Below are 15,190 nucleotides of genomic sequence, written 5' to 3' on the forward strand. Positions count from 1 at the left end.
AGCACATACGTTTTCGCGCACATGGCTGTCATGTGTTGTTGCAGCTAACAGGCTGCCAGGTTATTTGCACCGGTCTTAATATACAGGCTACCACAGCGAGTAACGCCAAACAATAAATATTTAACACCCTAAAGTTGATACTGCTTTTAAGCGGACTGGCTTTGCTATGCGCTTGTTTCACGGCAACATCAATACAAACGGGAGAAACACAAACACTCACAAACAATTGTCATGTTGAAAACTTACAAATTATTAGTGGCCCTGCTTTTGCCACTCCTTTTTGCCCAAACGCTTTACGCGCAATCGGTAAAAATAAGCGGTACGGTAACCGCCAAAACCGATGGCCTGCCCCTACCCGGCGTTAGCATCTCCATAAAAGGCAGCACCAGCGGTACCCAAACCAATGTGGATGGTAAATTTACCCTTACCGCCAAACCGAAGGATATTATAAATGTATCATACATCGGTTACAAAACACAGGAAATTGTGATAAGCGAAACCGAAACTACCTTGCAAATTGTGCTTGATGAACAGGCCAATTCGCTTAACGAGGTGGTAGTAACAGCGCTCAACATATCTAAAGAGAAAAAATCACTGGGCTACGCTGTTCAGGGTTTAAAATCGAAAGATATATCAGAGGCTAAAGAAACCAATATTATCAATGCTTTATCGGGTAAAATAGCAGGTGTAAACGTTACCAGCAGCCAGGGCGATATGGGTTCGGCACGTATCATTATACGCGGCGAAACTTCTATTGCCGGTAACAACCAGCCGTTATTTGTGGTAGATGGTGTGCCTGTAGATAACGCCCAAAACCAGGGCACCAGCGGGTCAAGGGATTTCGCCAACGTACTGTCCGACTTAAATTCAGAAGATATTGAATCGTTAACTGTGCTGAAAGGTCCTAACGCGGCAGCATTATATGGTTCACGTGCGGCAGGTGGTGTTATACTCATCAAAACCAAATCGGGAAAGAATAGCAAAGGTTTAGGCATTACGCTTAACTCAAACACCAGCTTTTCGAGCCTGCTTACCTTGCCCGATTATCAAAACGCTTACGGACAAGGCTCTAACGGTAAATTCAGTTACGTGGATGGTAAAGGTGCTGGTATTAATGATGGTGTAGATGAAAGCTGGGGCCCTGCATTGGATGGCCGCCTGATCCCTCAATTCTTCTCGAATGGTAAAGCAGAGCCTTTTGTAGCCCACCCTAACAATGTTAAAGATTACTTTAACACCGGTTATACATACAACAACGGTGTGGCCGTTACCGGTTCTGATGAAAAGTTCGACTACCGTTTATCATACAATAACCTGCATCAAACAGGCGTAGTGCCCAATTCATCGCAAGGTAAAAACGCTTTCGCGCTCAATACTACCTATCGTGTAAACGATAAACTGACTATTAACGCGGTGGCCAACTACATTAAGGATGATGCCGATAACCTACCCGGCGCTTATGGCAAGCGCGCTACCAGCACCATGCTACAATTCACATGGTTCGGTCGCCAGGTTGATATTAACCAGTTAAGGAATTATCGTAATGCCGATGGCAGTACCTTTAACTGGAACAACAGCTATTACAGCAACCCATACTTTGTAGCCTACGAAAATACCGTTGCACAACACCGCAACCACTTTTTAGGCAATGTGGAATTAAACTACAAGATCATCGACGGACTGTCTGCCAACTTCCGTATAGGTACCGATCAATATACCGACAGGCGCAAGATCAAAGTTGCCTACGGTACAAACGGAACCCCATTTGGCTCGTACGAAGAAGATGCCTACAACTTTAACGAAACCAATGCCGAGGGGCGTTTACAATACACCAAAAAACTTAACGACGATTTCAGTATCGACCTGTTAGCGGGTGGTAACATAGCTACCTGGCAAAATGAGCGCAACGATCAGTTAGCGCCCAAATTAGCTGTAAGCGGTTTGTATACGCTAAGTAATTCGCGCGATCCGCTAATATCCTATAACGAATTTTATAAGTATAAAACTTACAGTTACTTCGCATCCGGTCAAATCGGTTTCCGCAATTACGCTTTTATTAACGTAACCGGCCGTAACGATTGGTCGTCAACACTACCGGCTTCCAGCCTGTCCTATTTTTATCCTTCAGTAAACGGAAGCTTAATACTTACCGAAGCTTTGGATATTAAGAGCGATGTTTTAAGCTATGCTAAACTACGTGGCGGATGGTCAAAAGTAGGTAAAGCGACCGACCCTTACAGGCTCATCAATTTTTACACATTTACAGCGCCTTTCGGCACCAGTCCGCAGCAGGCTATTACCAATACCGATCTTAACCCTAACTTGAAACCGGAAAGTACTACTTCATCAGAGGCCGGTTTTGAATTGGGTTTCTTTAAAGACCGCATCCGCTTAGATGTAAGCGTTTACAACACCAATAGTACCGACCAGATCTTTAATGTTGACGTGAGCCCTACCACGGGTTTCACTCAAAAACTGATCAACGGCGGTAAAATAAACAATAAGGGTTTAGAGGTTCAGTTGGGCTTAACACCTGTAAAAACTAAAGACTTCACCTGGGATATCACCACAAACTACTCGCTTAACCGTAGTAAAGTAGTTTCATTGTACCAGGATCTGCAAAGCTACGTATTGGGTACTAACCGTACCGTACAGGTATTAGCCACCGTTGGCAGGCCTTATGGCACACTATATGGCAACGCTTACCTGCGTAATGCCAATGGCGATATTATTGTAAGCGACGGCGGTACACCGGTTATTAACCCAACCAAACAAAACCTGGGTAAATTTACCCCTAACTGGCTGGGTAGCATTAACAACAGCTTTACCTACAAAGGCATTAACCTGAGTGTATTGGTTGACGCGCACGTTGGCGGTTCTATTTACTCCAATACAAACCGTACAGGTACTTATACCGGCGTACTGGCATCTACCCTGCCCGGTCGTGGTGCTGCTAACGGTGGTTTAAGCTATTACTATGCCAACAACACAACTACGGGTAAAGCGATAGCTATTAATGCCGGTACCGCTGCCCCTAACGGCGAAACAGTGTATGATGACGGTGTAATTTTTAATGGTGTAAAAGCTGATGGAAGCAAAAATACTACCATACTACCGGCACAATCATACTACAAAGGCTTTACCAATGTTGACGAGGCTTTTGTGTACGATGCCACTTATGTAAAACTACGCGAGATAAAATTAGGCTATACCCTGCCAACCAGCTGGATAAAAGGCCTTAAACTGCAAAGCGCAACGGTATCATTAGTAGGCCGCAACCTGTGGATCATCCACAAGAATGTACCTAACATCGATCCTGAAACCGCATTTAACACCGGTAACGGTCAGGGTTTAGAAGACCTTACCTTGCCTACCGTTCGTAATATTGGTTTTAACATTAACCTTAAATTCTAACACTCATGAAACTTAATCATATACCGCTAATATTATCAGGCCTTTCGTTGATCGCGCTTACATCGTGCAAAAAGAGCCTGGTAGAACTCAATACCAACCCCAACAATTCACCAACCGCGCAACCCGATTACCTGCTTACCGGTGCCATTAAAACAACTGCCGACAGCTATTGGGGAACCGACAATAATATGAACTCAAGCCTGCTGTTCGTACAGCACTGGGCCAAAATACAATACACCGATCCCGACAGGTATATTTATACCAATAACGATTTTCAAAGTTTATGGTCGTCGGGTTATGCCAAAAGTATTATCAACCTTAACGGAATAATTAAGCTCGCTGATGCACAGGCTACTCCTAACTATAAAGGCGTGGCGCTGGTATTACGCTCATGGGTGTTTACTCTGTTAACAGATGCTTATGGTGATATACCGTACAAATCGGCTGCCCATATTGAGGAAGACCTTACCCCGGCTTACGATCCGCAAAAAGATGTTTACTATGCCTTGCTGGATGACCTGAAAGCAGCGCAAACTTCGCTCGATCCATCGGGCAAAGCCATACTGGGCGATGTGATCTACAATAACAATATCGCCTCGTGGAAAAAGTTTGCCAATTCGTTACGCTTACGCATTGCCCTGCGCATTGCCGACCGTGAACCCGAAAAAGCTAAACAAACCATTGCAGAAATACAGGCTGAAGGTAGTGGCTACATCAGCACTAATACCGAAACCGCTCAACTGGTTTACCTGGCGTCGCCAAACCAAAACCCAATAAGCAACCTGTTTGATACCCGCGATGATTACCGTATCAGCAAAACTATTGTCGATCAGCTTTTCGCGCTGAATGATCCGCGCCTGCCGATATTTTCGGCTAAAACAAAGGATGCTACCCCGCAAACTTATGTTGGGATACCGAATGGTTTACTGGTAGGTGATGCAAGTAATCTTGGTTTTACCAAAACATCAAAACCGGGTACTTATTTCACCGCGCCAACCGCACCTGCTGTAATTATCAGCTATGCCGAAGTATTGTTTGACCGTGCTGAAGCAGCAGCACGCGGCTTCACTAATGAAGATGCCGCCGACCTGTACAATAAAGCGGTAACAGCATCCCTTAACCAATATGGTATAACCGATGCTCCCACTATCAGCAGCTACCTTGCCCAAGCTACTGTAAAGTATGATGCAACAAACTTCCGCAAATCAATAGGTAACCAAAAATGGATAGCCCTTTTTGGCCAGGGATTGGAAGCATTTGCCGAGTGGCGCCGCTTAGATTACCCTCAATTGCAACCTGCCGTAGCGGGTGTATTAAGCGGTAAGCTACCTGTACGTTTTATTTACCCGGGTACCGAACAAGCCATTAATGGCGCCAGCTACCGCGAAGCTGTAGCACGCCAGGGTGCCGATGTGCTCACCACCAAACTTTGGTTTGATGTGAACTAATCATTCGGAACGATACAAAAGGGAAAGGTCACGGTGTAAATCGTGACCTTTTCTTTTTTTGTATAAATGTGTAATACTTAATTAGAGGCGAAAGCAAATTGTAGTTAACTCACCCGGTCTACGCTTCGCTGGACCTGCCCTCTCTGTGCAAGCACAAAGAGGGCGGGAAAGGAACGAAAAACACATTGCCCCTCGTTCCGCTTGCGGAGAGAGGTGTGGCGAGCGAAGCAATGCCGGGGTCAGTCGACATAACGAACAATCCATCGAACACTTTTTAAGTTGATCAATATGCTGATCTACTTAGCCTTGGATGAGCTCCTTACAATCAACTCTGTTGACAGCGTTATTTTTTGAACCGGTGCTTTTGTTTTGGCATTGAGCCTGGCTAACAACAGGGTGATGATACTATCGGCAATGGCGGTGATGGGCTGCGCTACGGCGGTTACCGGACAGGTGTACAGTTCAAATACCGAATAATCATCAAACGATGCCACTGCCAGATCATTGGGTACCCTCAAACCGAGTTTATTGATCACCTTCAATCCGCAGGTACCAATATGGTCGGTACCGAAAAGTACGGCATCCAAATGTTTATTTTCTTGCAGAAAGTGTGTTAATGGTTCTATCACTTCGGCATCGTTGCGGTTAAAAACTATCTCTTTAACATTGGGCTTCAGCTTATGCTCGTCAATCGCTTTATGGTAGCCCAGCATACGGTCGGTCATTTGGGTTTGGGTGGATGCAAAAGTGATGTAGGCAATATTTTTATACCCTTGCTCGATAAGGTGGCGAGTGGCATTGTAAGTACCAAACTGATTATCAACAATTACATGGTCGGTATCTATCAAAGGCAAATAACGGTCGAACAGGATCACCGGCAAATCATTCTTCAGTAGTTCGGCAATATCGTTTTCAATTCCGGGCGGGGGAGCTATGATATAGCCATCAACATGCCTGTCTCGAAACATGCCTATCAGATCGTGCGTTTTGGCGGTATTGTTATCGGTACTGCAATAAATTATTTTGTAGCCATTTTCATAAGCCCGATCTTCAATGAGGCGGGCTATGCTGGCAAAAAACGGCCCCGAGATATCCTCCACCATTAACCCTATCGTATTTGATTTGCCTGTCCGCAGGCTTTTGGCTAATGAGTTTGGCCGGTAGCCTACCTCCTCCACATAAGCCAGCACACGTTTAACCACTTTATCGCTTATCCGCTTTTCTTCGGCGCGACCATTCAGTATGAATGATACGGTGGTTTTTGATAAATGCAACGCGCTGGCAATATCAGCAATAGATATATTCTTGCTCAAGGTTTGGTTATATCAGTTAATGGTAAATGTAATGATCAGCAAAATGTGTACAGTAACACATCGCTAATGCAATATAATAAAATACCGCCTCAATGGCAGGTTTAGTTCAATTTGTTAAAGAAACGGCTAAAAAACAAAGCCTGGTACTGCACCGAGTTACCCCAATATTCCCACGAATGCCCGCCGGGCCGAACCGTAAAATCGTGACCAATTTTGGCTTTTAACAGCAAATCGTGCAGTTGGTTATTGGCGTTCATAAAAAAATCGCTTGCGCCACAATCAATGGTCAATTTTAACACATCAGGCTTAAGCTGATCTATCATACCCACTATGCTGTGTTTGGCCCAGCTATCGGGGTTATCCTCGTACTTACCCAATATATTACTGATGCCGAAATCTTTAGCGAAAGGTTTAAGATCCACCCCGCCGCTCATTGATCCCGCAGCGCCATATACATCCTGATGAGTGATAGCGAGGTACAAAGCGCCATGCCCGCCCATGCTTAAACCGGTAATTGCCCGCCCGGCACGATCTTTAATTGTAGCATAATGCCCATCGATATACTTTACCAGTTCTGATGAAATGTAGGTATCATACATCCAATCCTTATTTACAGGGCTATCCATATACCAGCTGGAGAAACCACCATCAGGGCATACAATGATCATGTTATACACATCCGCCAGTTGCTTTATTGACGGTACTTTTGATACCCAGTCGGCATAGTTACCGCTAAAGCCGTGCATGAGGTACAGTACCGGGTAAGGCGTTTTCTTTTTATAGGTTTGAGGCGTTATCACAACCGCTTTAATATCCTTGTGCATAATATCACTGTGGGTAAGCACGGTATCAACCTTTGCAGCTTTAACGCCGACGCTTGCGGCAACTAAAAAAAGTATGGGTAGTAGTTTCTTAAGCATTATGTAAGTTTCATTTGAGGTGATGGTAATATGATTATTCAAATTTCACCCTGATAAACCTTGGGCGATAAAGGTTAGGATACTCTTGCAGGTCTTTTAAAAACTCTACCGAGTTGATGTTATAGCTGATCAGCAGTTCGCCGGGTTTTGAGAGTGTGGGATGCGCCTTGGCATTGTATACGGTATAGCTTTTTTTGGCCAAATCTTTACTGCAATCCCACAGTTTTATAATTGGCCCGAACGGACCAGTAAGGCTTTTGCCTATCCTCATACCCACAAAAGGGCTCATGCCGTTCACCTGGAAAACCAGTGCGAACCTGCCATCGGCAAGACGGGTAACGCTTAATTCGTTCGATACCTTATCGGTAATGTTCACCAGGCTGTTAATATCAGTTTGCCAGTTGCTGCCATCCCAATAGCGCCACTGCTTAAAATCGTCGAAACTTTTAGCCGGAACCCGTGCCAGTACAAGCTGCTTGGCCATGCCACGAACGCCGTAAACATAAATGTAACCATCGGCATCGGGTGCGCCCGCGCTTTTGGTATTGGCATAAATCCCCGCTCCGAACGATCCGATATCGCCCTTGTTATCTAAAAGATACAAAGGTGTGTCCTCCTGTTTTTGATTGGTAAACTTAGGCACATCGTTAGCGTTGAGCTTAATCAGCGTGTTGCCCACTTCCCTGAAACCAAATGCTTCTTCGCTAACGTTAAATATGCGGTAACCGAATATATACAGGCTGTTGTTCTGATCTTTATTTACAAAGCCATCGCCCAGCCAAAAGTATTCGCCTTTTTTAGTAGCCGGTGATGTGGGTACAAACAGCGGCTCGGCTTCGTTCTTTGCGTTCTTATCCCAGTAAAACTGTATGGCTTTTTCGTCGGGCACGTTTCCCTTTAATATAGCTGCCGAATTATGGATCATGCGACTACCAGGTGCAAGGGTATTATCGCGCACAGTGCCTATCATGGTATCGCTGAATATGAGCAGGGTCTTGTCATTTTTACCGGCCGGCTTCCCCTCCTGCCCATTCAGCGGAATAGTATAGATACCATCGGCACCAAACCAACCATCGCCACGGTTCAACAGCTTAGTCCATTCGGGGGCTTGGGCAACGGTAAATTTTACGGTTTGCCAGTCGTCGGCACTTTGCGCGTAGCCTTGTAAACTAATGGTTGCCGCTAATAGTAAGGCACAAATATGTTTTTTCATGGGTGATGGGATGTAGGGTTTACCGGTATTGCAAATAATTGGTTTAAAGTTTAATGCAATAGTAAAAAATAAGTTTATGATTTTGCTAAATCGAGTACAGAAAAAATTGACGTGTAACAGTATTGGCACAATCAACCCTTTAAGTTGGCATTTTATCCCCTGCGCGGCTGTTGTTTTTGCTTGTATGTTTGTAATGTAAATCAACAACAAATAAACAATCGTCCTCACTAACCAAAAAACTAATACCATGAAAAAGATCACACCGTTCCTGTGGTTTAACAACAACGCTGAAGAAGCCATAGATTTTTACACCGCCGTATTTAAAAACTCCGAAAAATTCAGCGTAACCCGCGCCGGCGGCAATGTGTTAACCGCTACTTTTAAACTGGAAGACCAGGAATTTATAGCCCTCAACGGCGGTCCGCATTTCACGTTTACCGAAGCCGTTTCATTTTCTATCGACTGCAAATCGCAGGAAGAAGTTGATCATTATTGGGAAAAACTTTCCGAAGGCGGCCAAAAATCAAGATGCGGCTGGCTGAAAGATCCATTCGGTTTATCGTGGCAGGTAGTACCCACCAGGCTGGTTGAGTTATTGCAAGACAAAGACGCCGCTAAAGCCCAGCGCGTAATGCAGGCCATGATGCAAATGGACAAAATTATCATCAGCGATTTAGAAGACGCCGCCAAAGGATAATGAATACCGATACACCCATACCGAAAACCATCGACGAATATATAGCGCAGCAACCCGAAGCTTTCCGCGAAACGCTGACCGAGTTGCGCGCTATTATCAAAGGTTTGGTACCGCAGGCTACGGAAACCATTAGTTACCGCGTGCCCTGCTTTAAGTACCTGTATATGCTGGTGGGTATGGGGGTAAATAAAAACTCGTGCAGTATGTATGTGATGAGTCCGCCGCTGCTAAAACAGATGCAAAGCGAACTTAAGCAGCACAAAAATATCAAGGTTGCCGGGTCAACTATTCACTTTACGCTCCGGTTACCTTTACCCCTTGAGCTTATACAGCAGATTGTATTGGCCCGGGTTGCCGAAAATGAGTTGTTATATAGGCAGAAAAGAAGGGTATGAGATTTAAAGATAACCTTAGAAATTAGATACGCTGAATAACTTCCATATAACCGAAGATAATGAAACAACCATTATAACCACGAGCCAAAACCTTGGCTTGTTCTGAAATTGTTCTTTAATAAGAAAATGCGACTCATAAAAAATTGCTATGGCCAATACACCGGAGATAACAAATACTAAAAGTACTGTTGCTATTAATCCTACTATGCCAACTATGCTGCTTAAACTTAAAACACTTGACCAATAAGGCCTTGCATTCACAAGCAAGAAGAGCACTATGGAGGCAGCTATCAATAAGTTCCTGTTTTTTAACATGATAAGATTAGGCTATTTTATTTTTCTTACTGTACTCTCTTCATCCTCGAAAATGGGTAACCGTTGCAACCCCTCTTCGGGTTTTGCCTGTCGGCATGGGCGGTAACTTCGGCTATTGAATCGTTTTGGGCATCGTACACACTCAGGCAATAGCCCCAAAGCCAGGGTTCCATCTTGCTGAACTGCATAAAATCGATGCGGGTGTACAAGCCTCCTTCACCGGGATTTTTGTCATCGTTACGGGCTATCAGGTACTGCTCCTTAATATTCCATTTAATAATGTGGAATTTTGAACGTGGCTTTTGCAGCCAAAGGGTATCATTAATGCTGTACTTTATGCCGTAATCATCTACAAAATCACCAATTAAAAAAGCAGGTATTTTTTCGGTTTGTTTGGCTTGATGATTGCCTAATTGCGCGCTGACCGTAAAGCCTGCCAATAGCAGTATAATGATAAAAAATCGTTGCATTGGTACGTGATGGATTTAAGGCAAGATAAAAAAAGAAAAGCACATACATGAGGTAAGATAAACAAGCATCCGGCCTGGCTCGCCCAAGCCGGATGCTCCGATTTATAGATTAGTATGAGAAAAATTAAAATTATAACCATAGCCCATTTACTGAAATAGACTATTACTTATATTTTGATGGATAATTCGTTGGGAAGAGAAATTGAGTTATCGTTGCTGTAAGAAGCGAAGTTATTCTTACTTAGGCTGGGCTTATGCTGTAATTAATGTCAGTCTGCTCATAGCCGCAGAGGCCTATTGCTTTTGAGCCCAAAAGCAACAAAAGGCTTGTCCAGCAAAAGGCTTCTTTGCCGCACAAGGCCATCCCCCTGCAAAACGTGCAGAACTTAGGGCTGGAACTTTTGCCCCGCCCCGCTATTCCTACTCACATGCAACAAGTTCGCTATGCCCGCCATTGCGCTCCCGGCCACCACAGTTCTGCCCGTTTTCGTCCGAAGCTGTTTGCTGACGGGAAGTCGCCTCTTAAAAATCGTCATTAATACCGCTTTTTTCGTACCGGTGCCTTTTGTGTTTTATTGATAATATAAGCCGCTATACCATCAATATCAGCTTTCCTGATAGCGCCGTTCCAGGCGGGCATGCCTTTTTCGGTAATGCCGTTGGTAATGTTGCGGATGATGGAAGCCCTGTCGGCACCGTATTGAAAGCCATTGATAAAGCCTTTTGTACGTTCGGTGCCTTGCAGTTTATCGCCGTGGCAGCTTGCGCATAGCTGCTGAAACATTAGCGCAGGAGTCATCTTTTTACCCTGGTTGGCAACATCGGTACTCGCGGCAAGCTTAGTTGACGACAATGGCGCGTTACTACTTCCCTCAGGGCGCATGCGCAGTATCATATCGTAATGTTCGCGGCCGTTACCTTCGGGTGGGTCGTTCAGTGAGGTAGAAAAATAGATATAACCATCCGGCCCGGTAACCAACGAGCGGATGCGGCCATATTGCTTTTTCAGCAACACTTCTTGACTGGCTACCTTATTATCAACCAACTGAATTTTGAGTATCGATTCGCCGCGTAAACAGGCTACCAGCAAACTGCCCTGTAATTGCGGAAAAGCCTTATTATTATAAAACAAAATCTCCGAAGGACCGATAGAAGGCGTGTACTCCGAAAGCGGCGATACCATGTCCTGCCTTGTATCCTGGTGATGAATTACCGGCCAGCCATAGTTGGCACCCTTTTCAATAATATTGATCTCGTCGCCACCTGTTGGTCCGTGTTCAGATTCATAGAGGATATTGGTACCGGGTTGAAATGCTAACCCCTGCGGATTGCGGTGGCCATAAGTCCAGATCTCTTTGCGCGCGGTATCATTTTTAGCGAACGGGTTATCAGCCGGGATGCTGCCATCATCATTCACCCTTAAAATTTTACCGTTGTAAGCTTTTAAATCCTGCGCCTGCATCGGCTGGTCGGCATCGCCGGTGGTGATGTACAGTTTCTTATCCGGCCCGAACACTAACCTGCATCCTGTATGGTTTTGATTGGCCGGGATATTTTCGAGAATAGTAAAGGGATTAGTCAGCGTATCATTACCAAACTGGTACCGCACTACCCGCAGCCGCATTTTACGGTTGCTGTCGGTATAATTATTGGCAAGGTAAACAAACTTGTTCCTGGCAAAGTCGGGGTGCAGGCACAGCCCAAGCAAGCCGGTTTTACGGTCGGCAAATACATCGCTTACCACAAACACGGGCCTAACAACCAACTTTCCGTTACGATAAATACGCACCCGGCCCGCCCGTTCGGTAAACAGCATGCTGTTATCGGGCAAAAAAGTAAGCTGCCAGGGTACTATCAGGTTTTCGGCAAGGGTATCAATTTTAAAACCATCAGGCGGCAGACTTTGCCCCACAGGCTGATTGCTATACACAAACGCGCTGGCTATGATACCTAATATACCAATAGCTATGATCCCCCTTTTTATCTTCATGATTAGCTGTAATAAAAATTACATGGTTGGGTTTTGCTTGTAAATCGTCCACAATTGCTCAGGCGCATCCTTCTTTTTGGCCAATATGATAGATGAATTTACAGTGCCCTCAACATCTGATGGTGTTACGTATAATTCAGTACCCTTTAACTTAATGAGGTAGTTGCCTTTTTTCACTTCCACAAACTCATATTGCTGGTTCGCGGCTTCGGCAACTAAAGGTTGTTCCTCAAAAGCCACATCAGCAGCTGCATCTGCCGAAGGCTGGAATGTTTTTTTGGTGAGCAGGTTTTGTAATTGGTAGGTACCTTTTCCGGTATTTTTAAAATCCCAGGTCATGCATTTCCAATTTTCGGGATAATACGCTACCAGCGGTGTGCCGTTTTTACCATTGGCATCTTTAATACGCAGCATCATGCCTGTTTTCACGTTTTTAATGGCGTAAGTCCCCTTAATATCCTGCGCAAAACTGCCCGAAACCACGAACAGCAAAGCGATTAGAACCAATTGTATTTTTCTCATTTTTAAGCAGATATAATTAACCGTATAACACACGGTTAATATAAATGGTTTTAGCGAGAAGAGCAAGAGGATTTTCAGTGACCAGGTTCGAGGTTTCAGGTTCGGGTGAGGATTGAGTTTCCAGCAATTTTTCTTTCGCCACTGAAACCTAAATCCCGCCACTCGAACCTGAAACCTCACACCGACACAGCCACTCGAACCCGGAACCTGAAACCCCTAAACAGCTACAGCACCTTTCTTCCTTTTCAAAATCAGGGCGCTTATTAATGTGACTATCAAACCTAGGGGCAGTATTTCTACATAGGTGATCAGCATATTGAAAAGCGGATTTTTGTACTTCTGGTTAAAGTTGGCCATGCTGATTCTTTGGGCGGCTATTTGGGCGGCGCTGCTGCCGTCATGCTGCATTTTCTTTATGGTGTATTCGGATAGCTTCTCGGCAAAATCAGGCACGAAAAAGAAAAACTCTACCTGCCAAACCAATACATACATGGTAGAAGCGATCAACGCAATAAAGAATCCTATTTTAAAAGCCTTGCCAAAACTTACTACTCCGCCATTATACTTATCGCGGTAATTTTTCACTGCCACAAATATCAGCGAGAAAGCCAGCAGCATAGATGCATAGCCCAGCACCATGCTGTTCCCCGGGTCGAACGTTTTACTGTCGTGGCAATTCAGTGTAGTTATAGCCATCCAAACCGATACGATCACACCGGCAATAAGGCCAAATACAATTACATTTTTTTTCATGTTGTTTTATGTTTTTGATGGCTCAAATGTCTTCTATCGGTTTGTAAATGGGCTCATACTTTAGGGTGATTTTGCTTAAAAACGCTCTGTTTAGTACTAAAGCATGATGCTTTTCAGCGAATCAAGCTTAGTTTTTTGGCCTTATCAACGGCTTGTGTACGGCGTTTCACGTCCAGCTTTTCAAATACTTTTGACGAATGGGTTTTAATGGTATTTAACGATACAAACAAACGTTCGGCAATTTCATCGTTACTCAGGCCTGTGGCCATCAGCTGCAATACTTCCAGTTCGCGCTTACTTAGGTTTAAGCGACTGAGCTCGTCCTCGTTCAGTACAAAATCGTTGTTTTGATTAATGTAGATTTCCTTCTCTACAATCACTGTTTGCACCTTGGGTTTCGTCAGCTTTAGCGCCAGCCAAATACCTAAAGCGGTAAAAATTATCGCGATAGCGCCAGCGTAAATTTCAAAGGCGTTATCGATAATAATAAACTTCAGCTCCAGCCACCGCAGCAAAAACAACAACAAAGCCAACGAGATACCATATAATATCAGTTGCTTGTTACGATTGAATATATTGAGTTTGGTTTGCATGTGTAGTTGAGTGGCTTATCTCAAAAATAAGAAATTTTATTGGTGTTCAGGTTCGAGGTTTCAGGTTCGGGGCTCCTGTAAAAGCTGAAAAGTTTAAAGTTTACATACGAACTAAAAGACCTCATCCCCCGAACCTGAAACCTCGAACCCGAAACCTCCCCTCACAAACCTTACATTGCCATAACCAAACAATTTCGGGCTTTGCGTATCTTTAGGTTACAATTTAAAAGTATACGATGAAGGTAGAAATATGGTCGGATGTGGTTTGTCCGTTTTGTTATATAGGTAAGCGCAAGTTTGAAAACGCTTTGAAGGATTTTGATCAGAAAGGTAAGGTTGAAATAGTTTGGCGAAGCTTTCAGTTAGATCCTGATATGGAGTACGTTGAAGGGCAATCGGTAAGCGAATATTTGGCGAAAAGAAAAGGCGTATCCGTAGATAAAGCCCGCGAAATGAACAATTACGTTAGCGGCGTAGCTAAAGAAGTTGGCCTGGAATACGATTTCGACAAAGCCATACTCAATAATACACTTGATGCTCACCGCTTATTGCATCTGGCAGCAGAGCATGGCGTACAAACTCAATTAAAAGAAGCGCTTTTTGCTGCTTATTACACGCAAGGCAAAAACATTGGCGATACCGAAACCCTTGTAGAAATTGGCACTTCATTCGGCCTAAACGCTGCCGAAATACGCACCATGCTGCAAAGCGATACTTATAAAAATGATGTGCGGCAAGACCAATACCAGGCAAACCAGGTAGGCGCGCAAGGCGTACCATTCTTTGTATTCAACAGCAAATACGCCGTATCAGGCGCTCAACCTACCGAAGTGTTCAAACAGGTACTGGACAAAGTTTGGGACGAAGAAAAACCGGTAGCAGAAGCTACCGATGGTGGCTTTTGCACGCCTGATGGTGTTTGTAACTAATACTTAATATTCTCCGCTTCTAAAAAAAGCCGGGTGCAAATGCATCCGGCTTTTTTGTGCCCATTATTTTCTTACAAAGAAACCTATTTATTTATCACTTGCTTCTCACGGATGTGCGAAAACTGTGAAAAGGGTGATTATCGCATATCCGCATAGCAGCATTTTCGCTACAATTACATTTAACGCATATATGTAATACTACCACATCGGGTATACAT

13 protein-coding genes are annotated in these 15,190 nt (G+C 44.3%); 5 read left to right on the forward strand and 8 right to left on the reverse strand.

All coding sequences use genetic code 11. From position 1 onward, the window contains the following. Window positions 1-231 precede the first annotated feature (231 nt). On the forward strand, window positions 232-3,414 hold the full coding sequence (locus ABD894_RS05580) for a SusC/RagA family TonB-linked outer membrane protein (RefSeq protein ID WP_345210002.1): 3,183 nt from the start codon (window positions 232-234) through the stop codon (window positions 3,412-3,414). 5 nt (window positions 3,415-3,419) lie between these two features. Further along, complete coding sequence (locus tag ABD894_RS05585; protein WP_345210003.1) at window positions 3,420-4,862, forward strand: SusD/RagB family nutrient-binding outer membrane lipoprotein; 1,443 nt, start codon at window positions 3,420-3,422, stop codon at window positions 4,860-4,862. 296 nt (window positions 4,863-5,158) lie between these two features. On the opposite strand, the gene ABD894_RS05590 is transcribed toward ABD894_RS05585, so the two are convergent. From ABD894_RS05590 to ABD894_RS05600, 3 genes are all read right to left on the reverse strand, one after another. Further along, a complete protein-coding gene (locus ABD894_RS05590) occupies window positions 5,159-6,175 on the reverse strand; it encodes a LacI family DNA-binding transcriptional regulator (protein ID WP_345210004.1) in 1,017 nt (338 codons plus the stop codon). Between the two features lie 101 nt (window positions 6,176-6,276). Further along, complete coding sequence (locus ABD894_RS05595) at window positions 6,277-7,095, reverse strand: alpha/beta hydrolase (protein WP_345210005.1); 819 nt, start codon at window positions 7,093-7,095, stop codon at window positions 6,277-6,279. A 34-nt stretch (window positions 7,096-7,129) separates the two neighbouring features. Then, a complete protein-coding gene (locus ABD894_RS05600) occupies window positions 7,130-8,308 on the reverse strand; it encodes a DUF4185 domain-containing protein (RefSeq protein ID WP_345210006.1) in 1,179 nt (392 codons plus the stop codon). 247 nt (window positions 8,309-8,555) lie between these two features. Between ABD894_RS05600 and ABD894_RS05605 the strand changes: the two genes are divergently transcribed. Then, window positions 8,556-9,005, forward strand: a complete 450-nt coding sequence (locus ABD894_RS05605; RefSeq protein WP_345210007.1) for a VOC family protein — start codon at window positions 8,556-8,558, stop codon at window positions 9,003-9,005. Further along, window positions 9,005-9,400, forward strand: coding sequence for an iron chaperone (locus ABD894_RS05610; RefSeq protein ID WP_345210008.1), 396 nt, complete (start codon window positions 9,005-9,007; stop codon window positions 9,398-9,400). The genes ABD894_RS05605 and ABD894_RS05610 overlap by 1 nt, the downstream gene beginning before the upstream one ends. A gap of 341 nt (window positions 9,401-9,741) precedes the next feature. Here ABD894_RS05610 and ABD894_RS05615 read toward each other — a convergent pair whose 3' ends face one another. The 5 genes from ABD894_RS05615 to ABD894_RS05635 all read right to left on the reverse strand — a co-directional run bounded on the left by ABD894_RS05615 (window position 9,742) and on the right by ABD894_RS05635 (window position 14,043). After that, window positions 9,742-10,185: a hypothetical protein gene (locus ABD894_RS05615; protein ID WP_345210009.1), complete on the reverse strand. Its 444-nt coding sequence runs from the start codon at window positions 10,183-10,185 to the stop codon at window positions 9,742-9,744. 535 nt (window positions 10,186-10,720) lie between these two features. Continuing rightward, window positions 10,721-12,175: a PQQ-dependent sugar dehydrogenase gene (locus tag ABD894_RS05620; protein ID WP_345210010.1), complete on the reverse strand. Its 1,455-nt coding sequence runs from the start codon at window positions 12,173-12,175 to the stop codon at window positions 10,721-10,723. 18 nt (window positions 12,176-12,193) lie between these two features. Further along, on the reverse strand, window positions 12,194-12,697 hold the full coding sequence (locus ABD894_RS05625; protein WP_345210011.1) for an RICIN domain-containing protein: 504 nt from the start codon (window positions 12,695-12,697) through the stop codon (window positions 12,194-12,196). Window positions 12,698-12,913: 216 nt separating this feature from the next. Further along, on the reverse strand, window positions 12,914-13,450 hold the full coding sequence (locus tag ABD894_RS05630; RefSeq protein ID WP_345210012.1) for a DUF4199 domain-containing protein: 537 nt from the start codon (window positions 13,448-13,450) through the stop codon (window positions 12,914-12,916). Between the two features lie 113 nt (window positions 13,451-13,563). Next, window positions 13,564-14,043: a response regulator transcription factor gene (locus tag ABD894_RS05635; protein WP_345210013.1), complete on the reverse strand. Its 480-nt coding sequence runs from the start codon at window positions 14,041-14,043 to the stop codon at window positions 13,564-13,566. Window positions 14,044-14,279: 236 nt separating this feature from the next. On the opposite strand from ABD894_RS05635, the gene ABD894_RS05640 reads away from it, so the two are divergent. Then, complete coding sequence (locus ABD894_RS05640; protein WP_345210014.1) at window positions 14,280-14,972, forward strand: DsbA family oxidoreductase; 693 nt, start codon at window positions 14,280-14,282, stop codon at window positions 14,970-14,972. The last annotated feature ends 218 nt before the right edge of the window (window positions 14,973-15,190 follow it).

The sequence above is a fragment of the Mucilaginibacter gynuensis genome (assembly GCF_039541195.1).
Taxonomy (GTDB): Bacteria; Bacteroidota; Bacteroidia; order Sphingobacteriales; family Sphingobacteriaceae; genus Mucilaginibacter; species Mucilaginibacter gynuensis.

Excerpts from the sequence above, each read along its gene's own strand:
- ABD894_RS05580 (WP_345210002.1), top strand. The coding sequence starts at position 232 with ATGTTGAAAACTTACAAATTATTAGTGGCCCTGCTTTTGCCACTCCTT.
- ABD894_RS05585 (WP_345210003.1), top strand. The coding sequence starts at position 3,420 with ATGAAACTTAATCATATACCGCTAATATTATCAGGCCTTTCGTTGATC.
- ABD894_RS05595 (WP_345210005.1), bottom strand. The coding sequence starts at position 7,095 with ATGCTTAAGAAACTACTACCCATACTTTTTTTAGTTGCCGCAAGCGTC.
- ABD894_RS05600 (WP_345210006.1), bottom strand. The coding sequence starts at position 8,308 with ATGAAAAAACATATTTGTGCCTTACTATTAGCGGCAACCATTAGTTTA.
- ABD894_RS05605 (WP_345210007.1), top strand. The coding sequence starts at position 8,556 with ATGAAAAAGATCACACCGTTCCTGTGGTTTAACAACAACGCTGAAGAA.
- ABD894_RS05610 (WP_345210008.1), top strand. The coding sequence starts at position 9,005 with ATGAATACCGATACACCCATACCGAAAACCATCGACGAATATATAGCG.
- ABD894_RS05615 (WP_345210009.1), bottom strand. The coding sequence starts at position 10,185 with ATGCAACGATTTTTTATCATTATACTGCTATTGGCAGGCTTTACGGTC.
- ABD894_RS05620 (WP_345210010.1), bottom strand. The coding sequence starts at position 12,175 with ATGAAGATAAAAAGGGGGATCATAGCTATTGGTATATTAGGTATCATA.
- ABD894_RS05625 (WP_345210011.1), bottom strand. The coding sequence starts at position 12,697 with ATGAGAAAAATACAATTGGTTCTAATCGCTTTGCTGTTCGTGGTTTCG.
- ABD894_RS05630 (WP_345210012.1), bottom strand. The coding sequence starts at position 13,450 with ATGAAAAAAAATGTAATTGTATTTGGCCTTATTGCCGGTGTGATCGTA.
- ABD894_RS05635 (WP_345210013.1), bottom strand. The coding sequence starts at position 14,043 with ATGCAAACCAAACTCAATATATTCAATCGTAACAAGCAACTGATATTA.
- ABD894_RS05640 (WP_345210014.1), top strand. The coding sequence starts at position 14,280 with ATGAAGGTAGAAATATGGTCGGATGTGGTTTGTCCGTTTTGTTATATA.